We start from the raw sequence: 14,196 nt of genomic DNA on the forward strand, positions 1-14,196 counted from the left end.
TGTTGGAAGGTTACGTCCAGCCAGCGGGTTTATAAATTCGTATGTATCGCGAGAGTGCAATTCCGTCTCGCGAGTGAAGTTTTTCTAAAGGAGGCCACACAATGGCAGACCGTAGTTTGCGCGGCATGAGGCTCGGCACCCAGAGCCTGCAGAGCGAAGTCGGCGTGGAGTTCTCTCCGCGCAAGAAGAGCGTGTACCGCACCGCCGACGGCGAGACCTTCGAAATGGTTTTCGCCGCCGACGCCGAGGTTCCCGGAGTCTGGGAGTCGGCGAAGAGCGGACTCGAGGGCGTTCTGCTCGACGATGACGGCGTCGCCGTCGTCTCCGAGGCCGTCGAGACGAAGATCCCCCGCAGCCACTGGGACATGCTGCTCGAGCGCCGCACCCGCCCCGAGCTCGAGGAACTGCTCCAGGAGCGCCTCGACTTCCTGCGGGCCCGTCGTGGACAGCAGAAGATCGGCGCGTAACGCGTAGCTCTCGCAAAAAAGGCCGACCCTCGCGGGTCGGCCTTTTTTATGCCCGCGACCTGCCGAAGCGCTCCGCGAGCCCCCACTGGGTGACGCGCACCAACGCTTCGCCGACGATGCCGGCGTGCATTTTCGAGGTGCCGGTGGTGCGCTCGACGAACTCGATCGGGTGCTCGACGACGATGAGGCCGGCCTGCTCGACGCGCCACGCCATCTCGACCTGGAAGCAGTAGCCCTGCGACGAGACGGTGGTCGACGCGAGCCACTCGAGCGCAGTCATGCGGAAGACCCGGAACCCCGAGGTGATGTCGTGGATGCCGGACCGCAGCGCGATGCGCGAGTACGCGTTGCCGGCGCGCGAGATGGCCTGGCGACGACGCGGCCAGTTGCGCACGCTGCCGCCCGGGACCCAGCGCGAACCGAGCACGAGGTCGCCGCCGCCGCGGGCCAGCTGGATCATCACGGGCAACTCGGCCGGGTCGTGCGAGCCGTCCGCGTCGATCTCGACCACGAACGCGTAGCCGCGGCTCGCGGCGATCGCGAAGCCGGCGAGGTAGGCACGGCCGAGACCGTCCTTCTCGGTGCGGTGGAGAACGGTGATCGCGGCGTCCTCGGCCGCGCGCTCGTCGGCGAGGCGCCCGGTGCCGTCGGGGCTGCCGTCGTCGACGACGAGGATGTCGGCTGACGGGACCGCCGCGCGGATGCGATCGAGTATCGGGCCGAGACTCTCGATCTCGTTGTAGGTGGGCACGACGACGAGGACGTCGGCCGCGTCATCCACGGGTCTTCTCCCGGCGGTCGCGGCGCACGAGGACTCCCGCGAGCACCATGCCGAGCAGGCCGATGCCGCTCACGAGCCACTCGAACTGGCGGCCGAGCAGCACGGCGGGGGTAGTGACCGAGCTGAGCGGGACGTCCTCGATCATCGTTCCCGGGGTGAAGGTGGGCAGCTGGACCATGGTCGACCCGTCGGGCGCGATGATCGCGCTCGTGCCGACCGTCGAGATGTTCACGACGCTGCGGCCGAGCTCGATGGCGCGCGCCCGGGCGATGGCGAGCTGCTGCACGCTCTCGTCGGTGCGGCCGAAGTCGGCGTTGTTGGTCTGGGCGAAGATGATCTGCGCGCCCTGGTCGACGGCGTCGGTCATCAGCTGGTCGTCGACGATGTCGAAGCAGATGTTGATGCCCGCGATGATGCCGTCGATGTCGAACACCGCGTCGGTGGTGCCGGGGGTGTACTCGCGGCCGATGAGGTCGATCAGGTCGGGGGCGAACGGACGCCAGAACGCGCGGTCGGGCACGTACTCGCCGAACGGCACGGGGTGCTTCTTGTCGTAGAAGTCCTGCTGGCCCTCACCCGCCTCCCAGAGCATCGAGGTGTTGTAGTAGGTCTCGACGCCGTCGACCTCGCGCGTGGTCACCGCCCAGGAGACGAACGGGGCGTCGAGCTTCTCGCTCACGTAGTCGAAGACCTGCGCGGTGTACCTCGAGTCGAGCGGGCTCGAGTCGGAGCCGCCCTCGGGCCAGACGACCACGTCGACGTCCTCTTCGTCGAGGATCGGCAGGGTCGCGTCGACCTGCGCGGCGAGGAGGTCGCCGGCCTCGTGGGGGTCGAAGTACCCGGCAGGGCCGGAGCCCTGTACCGCGGCGACCTTCATGGTGCCGTCGATCACGGTGGGGAACGCGGGGACGAGCAGCACGAGCAGCGTGAGCCCGACGGCGACGATGCCGCGCAGAGCCCGGTCAGCGCTCCGCAGACGGAGGCACTCGACCACCACGGCCACGAGGAACACCATGATGAAACTCGTGCCGGAGACGCCCACCCAGCCGAACAGTGCGGAGAACGGGCTCTCCGACTGGGAGAGCGAGACGCGGCCCCAGGCGAACCCGCCGTAGGGCCAGACGCTCGCGATCGCCTCGCGCGCGGTCCAGAGGCCGGCGACGACCACCGGGAGGAAGAGCAGGCGTGCCCGGGTCGACCGCCAGACCCGCGGCACCCAGCGGTAGGCGAGCGTGATGGCGATCGCGCCGACGCCGAAGAACAGGGACTCGAGCGTGGAGAGCGCGATCATCGGCAGGAGGCCGAGGAACGTCGAGGCCCACTCGATGTGGATCAGGTAGAAACTGAGGCCCGCGACGAGTCCCACGAGGAAGCCGCCCTTCGCGGTGCGGCCGATGAGGGCCGCGATCACGAGGCCGATACCGACGAAGGTGGCGGGCCAGAATCCGCGGTCCGGGAAGCCCGCGTCGAGGATGGGACCGGCCGCGAGTGCCACGAGGAGCGCCGCCCACGTGGGCAGCGCGCGGCGGGCGGGTGGATGCACGGATCGAGCTTAGGCGACGGAACTGTAGGCGACGATTCCACGGCGGATGGAGTCGAGCGCCTTCCGCGCGGTCGCTCCGACGGGAGAATCGGCGACCACGGAGAGCTGGTCGAGGAGGTCGATCGTCTGCTTGGTCCAGCGCACGAAGTCGCCCGCCGCGAGGTCGGTCTCTTTGAGCACGGCGTCGAGCCGCCCGCCCCTCGCCCACTGGTACATGCCGAGGCACAGGCCGGTGGCGAGCGGGTTGGTGCCGGGCAGGCGCTTGTCGCGCTCGAGGTCGTCGAGGTTGCTCCACAGGTCGCCGGTGGCGTCGAATGCGGCGCGGAACGGCCCGTGCGGCAGGTTGCGCTCGTCGGCCTGGCCCTCGTCGCGGCGGGGCTCGTAGATGAGGGATGCCGCCATCGAGGCGAGCGCCGGGGCGTCGAGGTCGTTCCACAGTCCGAGTCGCAGAGACTCGGCCACGAGCAGGTCACGCTCGCCGTAGATGCGGCGCAGCATACGGCCGGCGGGCGCCAGCGTGACCGTGCCGTTCTCATCGGTCTCGAGGTAGCCGAGGATCGTGAGCACGTCGGTGACGCGGTCGAAGACCTTGGCGACGGCTCCCGTGCGGGTGCGGATCTCGGCGGTCAGCTGGTCGGTCTGCTTCTTCAGCTTCCAGTACCGTTCGGCCCAGCGCGCGTGGTTCTCGCGGTCGGGGCAGAGGTGGCACGGGTGCTGCTTGAGGCGCTTGCGCAGGGAGTTGAGTTGGTTCTGGCGCTTCTCGCGCTCGCCCCGGCTGGAGTACTCCGAGCGTCCGGCGCCCTTCTTCTCCAGGTCGCTGAGCTCGCGCCGGATCGACGAGTACTCGGCGAAGTCGCCGAGGTGGCAGGTCATCGACTTCTTGTAGCCGTCGAGCGACTCCTGTTGGCTGCGCACCTTCTGGGCGAGGTCGACGACGGCGCGGTCGGCCTGAAACTGCGCGAAGCTCGATTCGAGGATCTCGCGCGTGCGCTGGCGGCCGAACTGGTCGATGAGGTTGACGGCCATGTTGTACGTCGGCTTGAAGCTGGAGTTGAGCGGGTAGGTGCGCCGGGAGGCGAGGGAGGCGACGGCCTGCGGGTCGAGGCCGTCGGCCCACTGGATGACCGAGTGCCCCTCGACGTCGATGCCGCGGCGGCCGGCGCGGCCGGTGAGCTGGGTGAACTCGCCGGAGGTGATCGGTACGCGGGCTTCGCCGTTGTACTTCTCGAGCTTCTCGAGCACCACGGTGCGGGCGGGCATGTTGATGCCGAGGGCGAGGGTCTCGGTCGCGAAGACGACCTTCACGAGCTTCTTGCGGAAGAGTTCCTCCACGACCTCCTTGAAGGCGGGAAGCATGCCCGCGTGGTGCGCGGCGACGCCGCGTTCGAGGCCGTCGAGCCACTCGAAGTAGCCGAGCACGCCGAGGTCTTCGTCGAGCAGGGTGCGGCAGCGTTCCTCGACGATCGCGCGGATCTCGTCGCGCTCGTGCTTCTGGGTGAGTCGCACGCCGGCGCGCAGCACCTGCTGCACGGCGGCGTCGCAGCCGACGCGGCTGAAGACGAAGAAGATGGCGGGAAGCAGGTTGCGTCCGTCGAGCAGCTCGACCAGGGCCGCGCGGTCGGTGCGGGCACCGCCGCCTGCCCCGCCGAACCCGTTGCCCTGCGGCTTGCCGTGGGGCTTGTTCGCGCGTCCCCCGCGCTTCGTGCCCTCCCAGCCGTTCGGCTGCTGGCCGCGGCCGCCGGAACCGTACGACAGGCGCACGAGCTCGGGGTTGACGCGTGTGGTGGCGAGACCGGCAACGGGCGGCTGCCCGGAACGCTGACCGGTGCGCTGCCCGTCGCGGGCGCGGCGGTCGCGGTTCTTGCGGTCGCCGTACGACTGCACGGCGGGCTCCGACGCCACCTCGGCGGTGGTCGTCAGCACGGCGGGCATGCGGGAGCGGGCCTCGTTCGGTCCGCCGGCCGCGTCGAACAGGTCGAGCAGTTTGCCGCGCACGAGAACGTGCTGCTCGAGCGGCACCGGACGCTCCTCGGAGACGATCACCTCGGTGTCGCCGCGCACGGCCTGCAGCCAGTCGCCGAACTCCTCGGCGTTCGACACCGTGGCGCTCAACGACACCATCCGCACCGAGCGCGGCAGGTGGATGATGACCTCTTCCCAGACGGCGCCGCGGAACTTGTCGGCGAGGAAGTGCACCTCGTCCATCACGACGTAGGAGAGGTCCTTGAGCAGGTCGGAGTCCGCGTAGAGCATGTTGCGCAGCACCTCGGTGGTCATCACGACGATGCGCGCCTGCGAGTTGACGTTGGTGTCGCCGGTGAGCAGGCCGACCGACTCGGCGCCGTACTCGGCCACGAGCTCTTGGAACTTCTGGTTGCTGAGCGCCTTCATCGGCGCGGTGTAGAAGACCTTGGCGTGGCTCTCCTGCATGGCCTTGAAGATCGCGAACTCGGCGATGATCGTTTTGCCGGCGCCGGTGGGGGCCGCGACGAGCACACTCTTGCCCTGTTCGACGAGAGAGCAGGCCTCGCGCTGGAACGGGTCGAGGTCGATCGCCAGTTTGTCGGTGAATGCGTCGAGGATCGGCAGGTGGCGCTTCGACTTGGCGAGGGCGAACCGCTCGGCCGGGGAGAGCTGTTCAGTCGTCATGGTCAAACCGCCGGTTCGGGATCGGGATTGCTGGAGGGGTGCTCGTACGAGGCGATGCGTCGGGCGACGCTCCGGTCGTGCAGCCAGGCGATGCCGGCGGCGATGTAGTACAGCGCGACCATCGGCACCGCGAGCAGGAGCATCGCGAACGGGTCGGCGGCCGGGGTGGCGAGCGCCGTGAAGATCACGATGCAGAGCACGGCGATGCGCCAGCCCTTGAGGATGCCCTTGGCCGAGAGGATGCCGATGAAGTTGAACAGCACGAGGAACACCGGCAGCACGAACGCGATGCCGACCGCGAGCACGAGTTTGATGAAGAAGTCGAGGAAGTAGCGGGCCGTGAGGAACGTGGAGAAGTCGTCGGGGGCGAAGCTGAGCAGCAGAGTCACGGTGCGCGGGAAGATCAGCGCCCCGAAGGTGGCCCCGGCGAGGAACAGCGGGATGGCGCTGCCGATGAACGACAGGGCGTACCGGCGCTCTTTGCGCAGCAGGGCCGGCACGATGAACGCCCAGATCTGGTACAGCCAGACGGGGCTGGTACCCACGATGCCGACGAGGAACGCGATCTGGAGGTTGGTGTCGAACGCCTCGGTGATGCCGGTGTAGTTGATCGTCGCGTTCTGCGAGTCCGCGATCGCGTTGATCGGCGCGCTGAGCGCCTCCCAGATGTTGGGGGCGAAGATGAAGCCGCCGATGGTGCCCGCGGCGATCGCCAGACCGCTGATTATCAGGCGTTTGCGCAGTTCGATGAGGTGCGCGCCGAGCGACATCCGCCTCTCGTCCACCTTGGGCGTGCGGCGTTTTCTGCCCGTCGGCCTATCCCCTGTCGAAGTCGACTCGGTCACGAAACCTAGGGCTTTGTGGTGGTGTCGCTCGACTCGGCCGGCTTGGTCTCACCGTCGTCGTCTTTGGTCCTCATCTCGCTCTTGAAGATCCGCATCGACTGGCCCATGCTGCGCGCGAGCGCCGGCAGCTTCGGCGCGCCGAACAGCAGCACGACAATGATCAGAATGACCCACCAGTGCGCGCCAAGATTTCCCAAGCTCATGAGGTCACTCCTTTAGAAAGCTGTAGTCCGCCGGGTTGACCTCGGCGGTAGTGATCATTTTAGCCCTCTGGATGCGGGCCTGCCTGCGAACGGCCTTACGATTCGCCCGTCTCTCCATCCGCGCGCCGAACCGCTCCCGCACGACCGCGGCGTCTTCGGCGATCGCGTTCGCCGGCCGCGGGTCGTCGGACTGCGTGACGGCGTCGAGGATCGCCGCTTTGTCGGTGAGCGCCATCAGGTCGTCGAGAAGCGCGAAGAAACGCTTCACGAGCCGCCAGCCGAGCAGCGCGACGACGCCGAGCAGCAGCAGCACGAGGCCGACCCAGATCAGCAGCCACCCCCACCAGGCGATCATCGCGGTGCCTCGTCGTAGCGCGCGGCGCCCGCGGCCGCCCACTCGGCGACGACGCGGCGGGCCTCCGCCGGTTCGACGACGGTCGCGACGCCGGGCATGCTCGCCATCAGCCGTTTGAGGCCGTGGTAGTGCGAGACCCGCACGGTGGTGCGCACGCGTCCCTCGAGCTGCTCGCGGGCAGCGCCATCCGGAATGTAGTCGGCGAGGAGCGCGGCGGCCGAGTTCAGCACGTCCACGGTGACGACGAGGTCGTCGGCCGAGCTCTCGAACAGGGTGTCGGGCAGCGCGACGTCGGACGCGCGGTGGCTGATCGGCTCGGTCGACACGCTCGGGTGCGAGATGCGGTCGAGGCGGAAGGTGCGCACGGCGCTGCGCAGGTGGTCCCAGCCGCGGAGGTACCAGTCGGCGTCCATGGACTCGACGCGCAGGGGGTCGACCCGGCGGCGTTCGCGTTCGCCGCGGGCACCGAGGTAGTCGAACTCGAGCTGCACTCCGGCCGCCACGGACTGACGGATGAGTGCGAGCGTCTCGTCGGACTCGGTGCGCTCGACCGCGAGCGGGCTCGGGCTCGCAGAGGCGCCGCGGGAGAGCTTGGTCATCAGCGAGGCCACGGCGTCGCGGTCGGCGTTCTCGGGCAGCGACGACAGGTACTGCAGGCCGGCTATGAGCGCGGACGCCTCGCGGGCCGAGAAGCGGGGCGAGTCGTCGATCGCGACCTGGTTGGTGAGCACGATCTGGTCGTTCTCTTCGAAGTCGTCCCAGGCGATGTCGAAGAGGTCCTCGTACTGGTAGGTGTTCGTCTCCCCCGGCACGCCGGAGACGGCGATGAGCCGCACGGCCTCGCGGATCTGCTCGGGGTCGACCCGGAAGTGGTCGGCGACCTCGGTGACGCTCACGCGCTCGCGCTCGATCAGGAACGGGACGAGCGAGAGCAGGAAGGTGAGCTTCTCCTGCGCCTGCATCGGCTTCGCCTTCTTCACCCTAGCCATGGTCGGCCGCCGTCCTGATCAGTCGGTCGCGCACCGCGGCGCGCAGTTCGGGCGGGGAGACGACGAGCACTTCGGGGCCGAAACCCGCCAGCTCGTCGGCGACGATGTTGATGTCGGAGTAGTGCAGGCTCAACCGGTCGCCGTCCGCGACGGTGCCGCGGCGTTTGCCCAGACGGGTCGCCGCGTCGGACTCCGGCTCGACCTCGACGACGGCGGTGTGGGCGTCCCAGACCTCGTCGAGTTCGAGGAGCGCGCGGGCCGACTCGTCGCCCGCGGGTGGCTCGAAGGTCTTGCCCGTGGTCTGGATGCGGCCGACGATGCGGCGCAGCAGGAAGGTCTTGCGCACACCGGTGCCCTCCTCCTCGGCGGCGAGGTGCCACCGGCCCTGGTGCTGCACGAGGGCGAGCGGGGCGACGGTGCGCAGCCGCGCCTTCTCCTCCCCCGGCTTGAGGTAGTCGAAGCGCACGTAGGCGTTGCGGCCGAGTGCGGCGTTGAGCGCGTCGAAGGCGGCGTCGCGCACCCGCACGCGCGGGGCGTAGCCGAGCACGGGCTCGTCGGTGCTGACGCCGAGCGAGCGGAGTTTGAGCAGGGCGCGCCGGGACTCGGCGGAGAGCGACCCCTCGCGCCAGACCATGGCGGCGAGGTTGAGCAGGGTGGTCTCCTCGGCCGAGAAGGTGATGTCGGCGGGCAGCTCGTAGGCACCGCGCGGGATCCGGTAGCGCAGGTTCTGGTTGTTGCCGGGGTCGCCGGGCGACTGCACCGTCTCGAGCGGCACGCCGAGTTCGCGCAGGTCGTCCTTGTCGCGCTCGAACTTGCGCTCCAGATTGGCGTTGTCGCCCCCGGTGTCGAAGTCCTGACGGTAACCCTGCACCGTCGAGAGCACCTCGGCCTTGGTCAGGCCGTTCTCGGTCGCGAGCAAGGCGAGGACGAGGCTGAACAGCCTCTCCTCGACGGGGATCCTGGTCTGGCCAGTGACGGGAGTATCGAGCGACACGAATCGATCCTATGGTGAGGACACCCGGCCAGTGTCGGTGGTTGCGAAGCGGGAGTGGCGCGCCGCTACTCGGTGTCGAGCACTCCGAGCACGTCGACCACGTAGACGAGGGTGTCCTCGGCGGTGACGCCGGTGGGCAGCGTGGCGGTCTCGTCGTAGCTGTCGTCTCCCGGCGGGATCACGACGACGAGCTGGCTGCCGATCGTCGCGCCGACGAGGGCGTCGGCGAGGCCGGGCAGCACGCCGCCGGTGGCTCCGGTGCGGTCCGCCGTGGCGAGGACCGTGCTGGGCTGGGTCTCCCACGTCGAACTGAGGATGTCGTCCGCGCCCCAGACGATCGAGGCGGACTGGATGACGACCGCGTCGTCCTCCTTGATCTTCGCGCCGTCGCCCTTTTTCGTGGTCGAGCTGAGCGTCTCGGTGGGTGCGTCGGAGTTCGGGACGACGATGCCGGGCTGGCCGCTGGGCGCGAGTACCACGGCGGGCATGCCGTTCACGGGCAGTTGTGTGGCGCCGGTCGCACGGCCGGGGAAGCCGCGGATGACATCGACGACGGCCACGAGGGTGTCCTCGTTCGCGTAGGCGCTCGAGCCTTCGGCCTGGGCCCCGAAGAGGTCCTGGAACTCGAGGGTCACGGCGACGCGCGAGCCGACGGTGGCGCAGCCGAGGGCGGTACCGAGCTCGTTGGTCTGGGTGTTGCTCTTGCCGGCGGAGGCGCGCAGGAACGAGTCGGGCTCGAGGCCGGTGTCGAGTACTTCGCCGGTGGCCGCGTCGAGCACGGTGAGGTGGAAGTCAGCGACGTCGCCCTCTTCGAGCGTCATGCCGTCGCCGGCGCTGATCGTCGTCGCCTCGAGGCCCTCGGTGATGAGGGGCGTGGGGAACGTGACGCTCAGCTCGGTGCCGGCGTCACCCGTGACGTCGACGAGCGCCGATGCGTCGCCCGACGTCGCCGTCGTGTCGCACGACGCCGCAGCGTCGGTCGAAGCGCAGGCAGACAGTGAAGCTACCAGTCCGACGGTAATGATGGCCGCGGTGAGAGTGCGCACGAATCCTCTTTCTTGGGTGCCCGGGGGTACCGGACGATCTTACCCTTGTCGAAACTGGCCGCTTGCTCCGAGGAGGAAGCTCCCTACTCGGATGCCTCGGCGGAGACGGCCGCGTCGGCCACGGCCTGCGCGTGCCTGGCCGTCTTGCGCAGGCGCTTGTCGCTCGTCGACCGCTCGCCGAGCGACCCGGGGGTCCAGGCCTCGACGTCCTCGTCGCTGAAGTCGCTCTTCGAGGCGCGGCGCTTGAGCTCGGGCAGGACCGCGCCGGGTGCCAGGCGACGGGCGGTGAGCAGGAATCCGGTGTGGCCGATCATGCGGTGGTCAGGGCGTACGGCGAGACCCTCGACGTGCCAGCCGCGGATCATCGTCTCGCTCGATTCGGGATTCGTGAACAGGCCCGTGCGGCGGATCGCCTCGCTGACGCGCGAGAGCTGGGTGACGGTGGCGATGTAGCAGACGATCACGCCTCCGGGGGTGAGGGCGTCGGCCGCGACATCCAAGCACTCCCAGGGGGCGAGCATGTCGAGCACGATGCGGTCGACGGTTCCGGGCTCGGTGACCTCGGGAAGCGTGTCGGCGAGGTCGCCGATAGTGATGTCCCAGTTGGCGGGTGTCGCGCCGAGGAAGGCCGTGACGTTCGCGCTGGCGACGGCGGAGAACTCCTCGCGGCGTTCGAACGAGTGCAGCGTGCCCTCGGGGCCGATCGCGCGCAGCAGCCAGAGCGACAGCGCGCCCGACCCGACGCCAGCCTCGACGACGGTGGCGCCCGGGAAGATGTCGGCGGACGCGAGGATCTGCGCCGCGTCCTTCGGGTAGATGATCGCCGCACCGCGGGGCATCGACATCACGAAGTCGGTGAGCAGCGGGCGCAGCGCCAGATATTCGATCTCGTTCGTCGAGAGCACGACCGAGGCGTCGGGCTGGCCGATGATCGAGTTGTGCGGCAGCACGCCGCGGTGGGTATGGAACTCACCGTCGGTCTCGAGGGTGATCGTGTTCATGCGGCCCTTGGGACCGGTGAGCTGTACGCGGTCGCCCGCACGGAATGGACCGCTCTGGCGGCGGAGGCCGCCGGCGGGGGCGCTGGTTTCGTTAGACATTGCTGGTTCCTGCTTTGCTGGCGGCGAAAACGCCGGAGAGGTCGGAGAGGGTGCGGCCGTCGAGCGTCGGCCAGATGGTGTGACCGTCGGATTCGGCGATCGGCACCATCAGGGGAATGCCGATGGAGACGGCGCCGGAGGCGACGGCAGAGGCGAGGCCGGGCTGCGAGTCTTCGAGGGCGACGCAGTCGGCGATGTCGACGCCGAGTAACGACGCCCCCGTCAGATACGGCTCGGGGTGCGGCTTCGCGTGGGTGACGTCGTCGCCCGAGACGATCGCGTCGAACGCGTCGAACGGGATGGAATCGACCACGAGCTGCGCCATCGTGCGCAACGACATGGTGACGAGGGCGGTGGGCACGCCGGCCTCGCGCAGTTCGGCGAGCAGCTCCATCGCACCGGGACGCCACGGTACGGACGCGCGGATCTGGTCTTTGACGCTCTCGGTGAGCGAGTTGATGATCTCGTCTTCGGTGAGGTCCACTCCCCTCGCCTTGAGCAGGCGGGCCGAGTGCCAGAGGCCCTGGCCGACGAGGCCGAGGGCGTCGTCGTGCGTCCAGGTTCCGCCGTACGACTCGACGAGGAGCGTCTCGGCTCGCATCCAGTACGGTTCGGTGTCGACGATGGTGCCGTCCATGTCCCAGAGAACGGCTGCCGGTTGGAGAGAAGTCACAACGGGCGAGTCTACGCGGCGTCCAGCCGCAGGCCCAGCGCGTGGGGTGCACGGGCCGTGGAGCAAAGTTCTATCCTTGACGTTACGGTTGCCCTCACAGGCAGCCTCGAACGAAGGATGTATCGGTGGCAGACAGCGCGGGCTTTGCAAGAGGGCGTCTCCTCGTCGTGGCCTTCGAAGGCTGGAACGACGCGGGTGAAGCGGCGAGCAACGCCGTGCGCACGCTGCAGGAACAGCTCGAGCTCGCCCCGCTGATGCGGATCGATCCCGAGGACTACTTCGACTACCAGTTCAACCGGCCGACGATGGTCATCGACGACGACGGCAACCGGGTGCTCGAGTGGCCGGGCGTCGCCATGTACGGCCCGGCGGACCCCGACGCCGTCACGCTCGCCGGCCTCGCCGACGACGCGGAACTCGCGGTGACCGGCGACAACGACAGCAACGTCTACATGCTCATCGGCACCGAGCCGTCCCGCGGCTGGAAGACTTTCGTCGCCGAGGTGCTCGAGTCGGTCGAGGCCCACGGCATCACGTCGATGATCTTCCTTGGATCGATGCTCGCCGACGTGCCCCACACCCGTCCCATCTCCGTCTTCGTCAGCAGCGAGAACCCGGGAGTGCGCGACGCGCTCTCGGTCGAACGCTCGACCTACGAGGGACCGGTGGGCATCCTCTCCGCCCTTGCCGACGCGGCCGAGAAGGCCGGCATCCCCACGCTCTCCATCTGGGCCTCGGTGCCGCACTACGTGCACAACGCCCCGTCCCCCAAGGCGACGCTCGCCCTCATCGACAAGCTCGAGGAGATCATCGACGTCGTGATCCCGCGCGGCGAGCTCGTGGACGAAGCGGCGGCGTGGGAGACCGGCATCGACGCCCTCGCCTCGGACGACGACGACATGACGTCGTACATCGAACAGCTCGAGCAGGCCCGCGACACCGTCGACTCCCCCGAGGCGAGCGGCGAGGCGATCGCCCACGAGTTCGAGAAGTACCTGCGCCGCGAAGACGGCAAGCCCGACAGCGGCGGCAAGGCCGGCGGCAGCTAGGTTTCGACACGGCGCCGGCGCGCGTGCTCGATCACCGGGGTACGGGTTAGAGAGCGATGCCCAGTAGCGCGTCGATCGCCGCGATGTCCGTCGCCGTCGCGACCGCTCCCCCGGCGATGTAGTCCTGCACGACCGCGATCGCGCGCGGGGTGTCGAGGTCGTCGGCGACGGCGGCACGCAGGTCGGCCAGTAGCGGGCTCTCCGTCGCGGTTCCCACGGCGGCGGCCCAGGCGTCCCACTCGCCGAGAGTGCACTGCGCGGTGGTCAGTTCGCCCCGCGTCCACTCCCAGTCGGTGCGGTAGTGGTGCGAGAGAAGGGCGAGCCGGATGGCGCGGGGATCCGTGTTCTCGTCGAGCAGCCGTGACACGAGCACGAGGTTGCCGAGCGACTTGCTCATCTTCTCCCCGTCGTACGCGACCATTCCGGCGTGCGCGTACTGGGCAGCCAACGGCAGGCCGGTGAGCGCGGCGGCGTGCCCCGCGCTGAACTCGTGGTGCGGGAAGACCAGGTCGCTCCCGCCGCCCTGCACGGTGATCGGCGTGCCGAGGAACCGCTGTGCGATCACCGAGCACTCGATGTGCCAGCCGGGGCGGCCGCTCCCGCAGGACGCCGTCCACGACGGTTCGCCCTCGCGGGGGCCGCGCCAGAGCAGCGGGTCGAGCGGGTCGCGCTTGCCCGGGCGCTCGGGGTCTCCCCCGCGTTCCGCACTCAGCGCGAGCATGGTCGCGCGGTCGAATCCGCTCTCGTCGCCGAGGGTCCAGGCCGCCGACGCGGCGGCGGTGTTGTCGAAGTAGATGTCGGTATCGACGCGGTAGGCGACGCCGGCATCGAGGAGCCGGCCCACGGCATCCGCCACGTCGTCGATCGTGTCGGTGACGGCGACGTAGTCGTCCGGGGGCACGATGCGGAGAGCCTCCATGTCGCCGCGGAACAGGTCGATCTGGCTGGCGGCGAGCTCGCGCCAGTCGACGCCGGTCGCGGCGGCTCGCTCGAGCAGCGGGTCGTCGATATCCGTGACGTTCTGCGCGTAGCGCACCGTGACTCCGCCGTCGAGCCAGAGGCGCACGAGGGTGTCGAACGCGAGGTACGTGTTGGCGTGCCCCAGGTGGGTCGCGTCGTACGGGGTGATTCCGCAGACGTACAGCTTCGCCTCGTCGGCCGCTCGTGCTTCACGCACGGCGCGGGTGGCGGAGTCGTACAGCCGAGGTACCGGGCCCGTTCCGGGAAGACGGGGGATGACGGGCCGGGTCCACGATTTCACTCCCGTAGTTTAGGCGAGAGCGGCTGGGAGCGGATTCTGATTCCCGCGATCAGTCGAGCCCCGGGTGCTCGCCCGACTCCGAGAAGTCGACCAGGTCGGCCTCGGTGAACGGATGCGCGGTCGTCATGATGCCCGACGATGTCCCGTGCAGCACCGTTACGCCGGAGTCGTCCAGCCCGGTCTCCACGTCGAAAATGACTGCGTCGATGTCGTTTGCGCCGAAATTGTTGGCCATAGTGGC

General features: G+C 69.1%; 15 protein-coding genes. 2 read left to right on the top strand and 13 right to left on the bottom strand.

Annotation, left to right across the window (positions count from 1 at the left end):
- The first annotated feature begins 101 nt into the window (after nt 1-101).
- A complete protein-coding gene (locus tag HD599_RS06620) occupies nt 102-467 on the top strand; it encodes an RNA polymerase-binding protein RbpA (RefSeq protein ID WP_184234974.1) in 366 nt (121 codons plus the stop codon).
- A gap of 46 nt (nt 468-513) precedes the next feature.
- Here the strand turns inward: HD599_RS06620 and HD599_RS06625 are convergent, their stop codons facing one another.
- The 11 genes from HD599_RS06625 to HD599_RS06675 all read right to left on the bottom strand — a co-directional run bounded on the left by HD599_RS06625 (nt 514) and on the right by HD599_RS06675 (nt 11,645).
- Entirely contained in the window at nt 514-1,248 is a 735-nt protein-coding gene (locus tag HD599_RS06625; protein WP_184234977.1) for a glycosyltransferase, read from the bottom strand.
- Nucleotides 1,241-2,791 carry an apolipoprotein N-acyltransferase gene (gene lnt / locus HD599_RS06630; protein ID WP_184234979.1) on the bottom strand — a complete coding sequence of 517 codons (1,551 nt, stop codon included), beginning with the start codon at nt 2,789-2,791 and terminating at the stop codon, nt 1,241-1,243. The genes HD599_RS06625 and lnt overlap by 8 nt, the downstream gene beginning before the upstream one ends.
- A 9-nt stretch (nt 2,792-2,800) precedes the next feature.
- Nucleotides 2,801-5,440 carry a DEAD/DEAH box helicase gene (locus tag HD599_RS06635; RefSeq protein ID WP_184234982.1) on the bottom strand — a complete coding sequence of 880 codons (2,640 nt, stop codon included), beginning with the start codon at nt 5,438-5,440 and terminating at the stop codon, nt 2,801-2,803.
- A gap of 2 nt (nt 5,441-5,442) precedes the next feature.
- On the bottom strand, nt 5,443-6,210 hold the full coding sequence (gene tatC / locus HD599_RS06640; protein WP_184234985.1) for a twin-arginine translocase subunit TatC: 768 nt from the start codon (nt 6,208-6,210) through the stop codon (nt 5,443-5,445).
- Between the two features lie 80 nt (nt 6,211-6,290).
- Nucleotides 6,291-6,488, bottom strand: coding sequence for a twin-arginine translocase TatA/TatE family subunit (tatA, locus tag HD599_RS06645; protein ID WP_184234988.1), 198 nt, complete (start codon nt 6,486-6,488; stop codon nt 6,291-6,293).
- Between the two features lie 4 nt (nt 6,489-6,492).
- Complete coding sequence (locus tag HD599_RS06650; RefSeq protein ID WP_184234991.1) at nt 6,493-6,843, bottom strand: hypothetical protein; 351 nt, start codon at nt 6,841-6,843, stop codon at nt 6,493-6,495.
- Entirely contained in the window at nt 6,840-7,832 is a 993-nt protein-coding gene (locus tag HD599_RS06655) for a helix-turn-helix transcriptional regulator (RefSeq protein WP_246376116.1), read from the bottom strand. The genes HD599_RS06650 and HD599_RS06655 overlap by 4 nt, the downstream gene beginning before the upstream one ends.
- Nucleotides 7,825-8,826 carry a helix-turn-helix transcriptional regulator gene (locus HD599_RS06660; protein ID WP_343061933.1) on the bottom strand — a complete coding sequence of 334 codons (1,002 nt, stop codon included), beginning with the start codon at nt 8,824-8,826 and terminating at the stop codon, nt 7,825-7,827. Before HD599_RS06660 ends, HD599_RS06655 begins: the two co-directional genes overlap by 8 nt.
- Before the next feature lie 65 nt (nt 8,827-8,891).
- Nucleotides 8,892-9,872, bottom strand: coding sequence for an FKBP-type peptidyl-prolyl cis-trans isomerase (locus HD599_RS06665; RefSeq protein WP_184234994.1), 981 nt, complete (start codon nt 9,870-9,872; stop codon nt 8,892-8,894).
- An 83-nt stretch (nt 9,873-9,955) separates the two neighbouring features.
- Nucleotides 9,956-10,972, bottom strand: coding sequence for a tRNA (adenine-N1)-methyltransferase (locus HD599_RS06670; RefSeq protein ID WP_184234996.1), 1,017 nt, complete (start codon nt 10,970-10,972; stop codon nt 9,956-9,958).
- Nucleotides 10,965-11,645: an HAD-IA family hydrolase gene (locus tag HD599_RS06675; protein WP_184234999.1), complete on the bottom strand. Its 681-nt coding sequence runs from the start codon at nt 11,643-11,645 to the stop codon at nt 10,965-10,967. Before HD599_RS06675 ends, HD599_RS06670 begins: the two co-directional genes overlap by 8 nt.
- A 125-nt stretch (nt 11,646-11,770) precedes the next feature.
- Here HD599_RS06675 and HD599_RS06680 point away from each other — a divergent pair, with 125 nt between their 5' ends.
- Complete coding sequence (locus tag HD599_RS06680; RefSeq protein ID WP_184235002.1) at nt 11,771-12,694, top strand: PAC2 family protein; 924 nt, start codon at nt 11,771-11,773, stop codon at nt 12,692-12,694.
- A gap of 46 nt (nt 12,695-12,740) precedes the next feature.
- Here the strand turns inward: HD599_RS06680 and mshC are convergent, their stop codons facing one another.
- Together mshC and HD599_RS06690 are read right to left on the bottom strand one after the other, a co-directional pair.
- The gene (mshC, locus tag HD599_RS06685; RefSeq protein WP_184235005.1) at nt 12,741-13,955 is read right to left on the bottom strand and encodes a cysteine--1-D-myo-inosityl 2-amino-2-deoxy-alpha-D-glucopyranoside ligase; all 1,215 of its coding nucleotides are present in this window, start codon (nt 13,953-13,955) and stop codon (nt 12,741-12,743) included.
- Nucleotides 13,956-14,004: 49 nt separating this feature from the next.
- Nucleotides 14,005-14,190 carry a hypothetical protein gene (locus HD599_RS06690; protein WP_184235008.1) on the bottom strand — a complete coding sequence of 62 codons (186 nt, stop codon included), beginning with the start codon at nt 14,188-14,190 and terminating at the stop codon, nt 14,005-14,007.
- Nucleotides 14,191-14,196 lie beyond the last annotated feature (6 nt).

The sequence above is a fragment of the Conyzicola lurida genome, assembly GCF_014204935.1.
Classification (GTDB): domain Bacteria; phylum Actinomycetota; class Actinomycetes; order Actinomycetales; family Microbacteriaceae; genus Conyzicola; species Conyzicola lurida.

What these genes read in the sequence shown, in the direction of transcription:
- HD599_RS06690 (WP_184235008.1), bottom strand. Translation starts at nt 14,190, where the DNA reads ATGGCCAACAATTTCGGCGCAAACGACATCGACGCAGTCATTTTCGAC.
- HD599_RS06655 (WP_246376116.1), bottom strand. Translation starts at nt 7,832, where the DNA reads ATGGCTAGGGTGAAGAAGGCGAAGCCGATGCAGGCGCAGGAGAAGCTC.
- HD599_RS06650 (WP_184234991.1), bottom strand. Translation starts at nt 6,843, where the DNA reads ATGATCGCCTGGTGGGGGTGGCTGCTGATCTGGGTCGGCCTCGTGCTG.
- tatC (WP_184234985.1), bottom strand. Translation starts at nt 6,210, where the DNA reads ATGTCGCTCGGCGCGCACCTCATCGAACTGCGCAAACGCCTGATAATC.
- HD599_RS06670 (WP_184234996.1), bottom strand. Translation starts at nt 10,972, where the DNA reads ATGTCTAACGAAACCAGCGCCCCCGCCGGCGGCCTCCGCCGCCAGAGC.
- HD599_RS06635 (WP_184234982.1), bottom strand. Translation starts at nt 5,440, where the DNA reads ATGACGACTGAACAGCTCTCCCCGGCCGAGCGGTTCGCCCTCGCCAAG.
- tatA (WP_184234988.1), bottom strand. Translation starts at nt 6,488, where the DNA reads ATGAGCTTGGGAAATCTTGGCGCGCACTGGTGGGTCATTCTGATCATT.
- HD599_RS06620 (WP_184234974.1), top strand. Translation starts at nt 102, where the DNA reads ATGGCAGACCGTAGTTTGCGCGGCATGAGGCTCGGCACCCAGAGCCTG.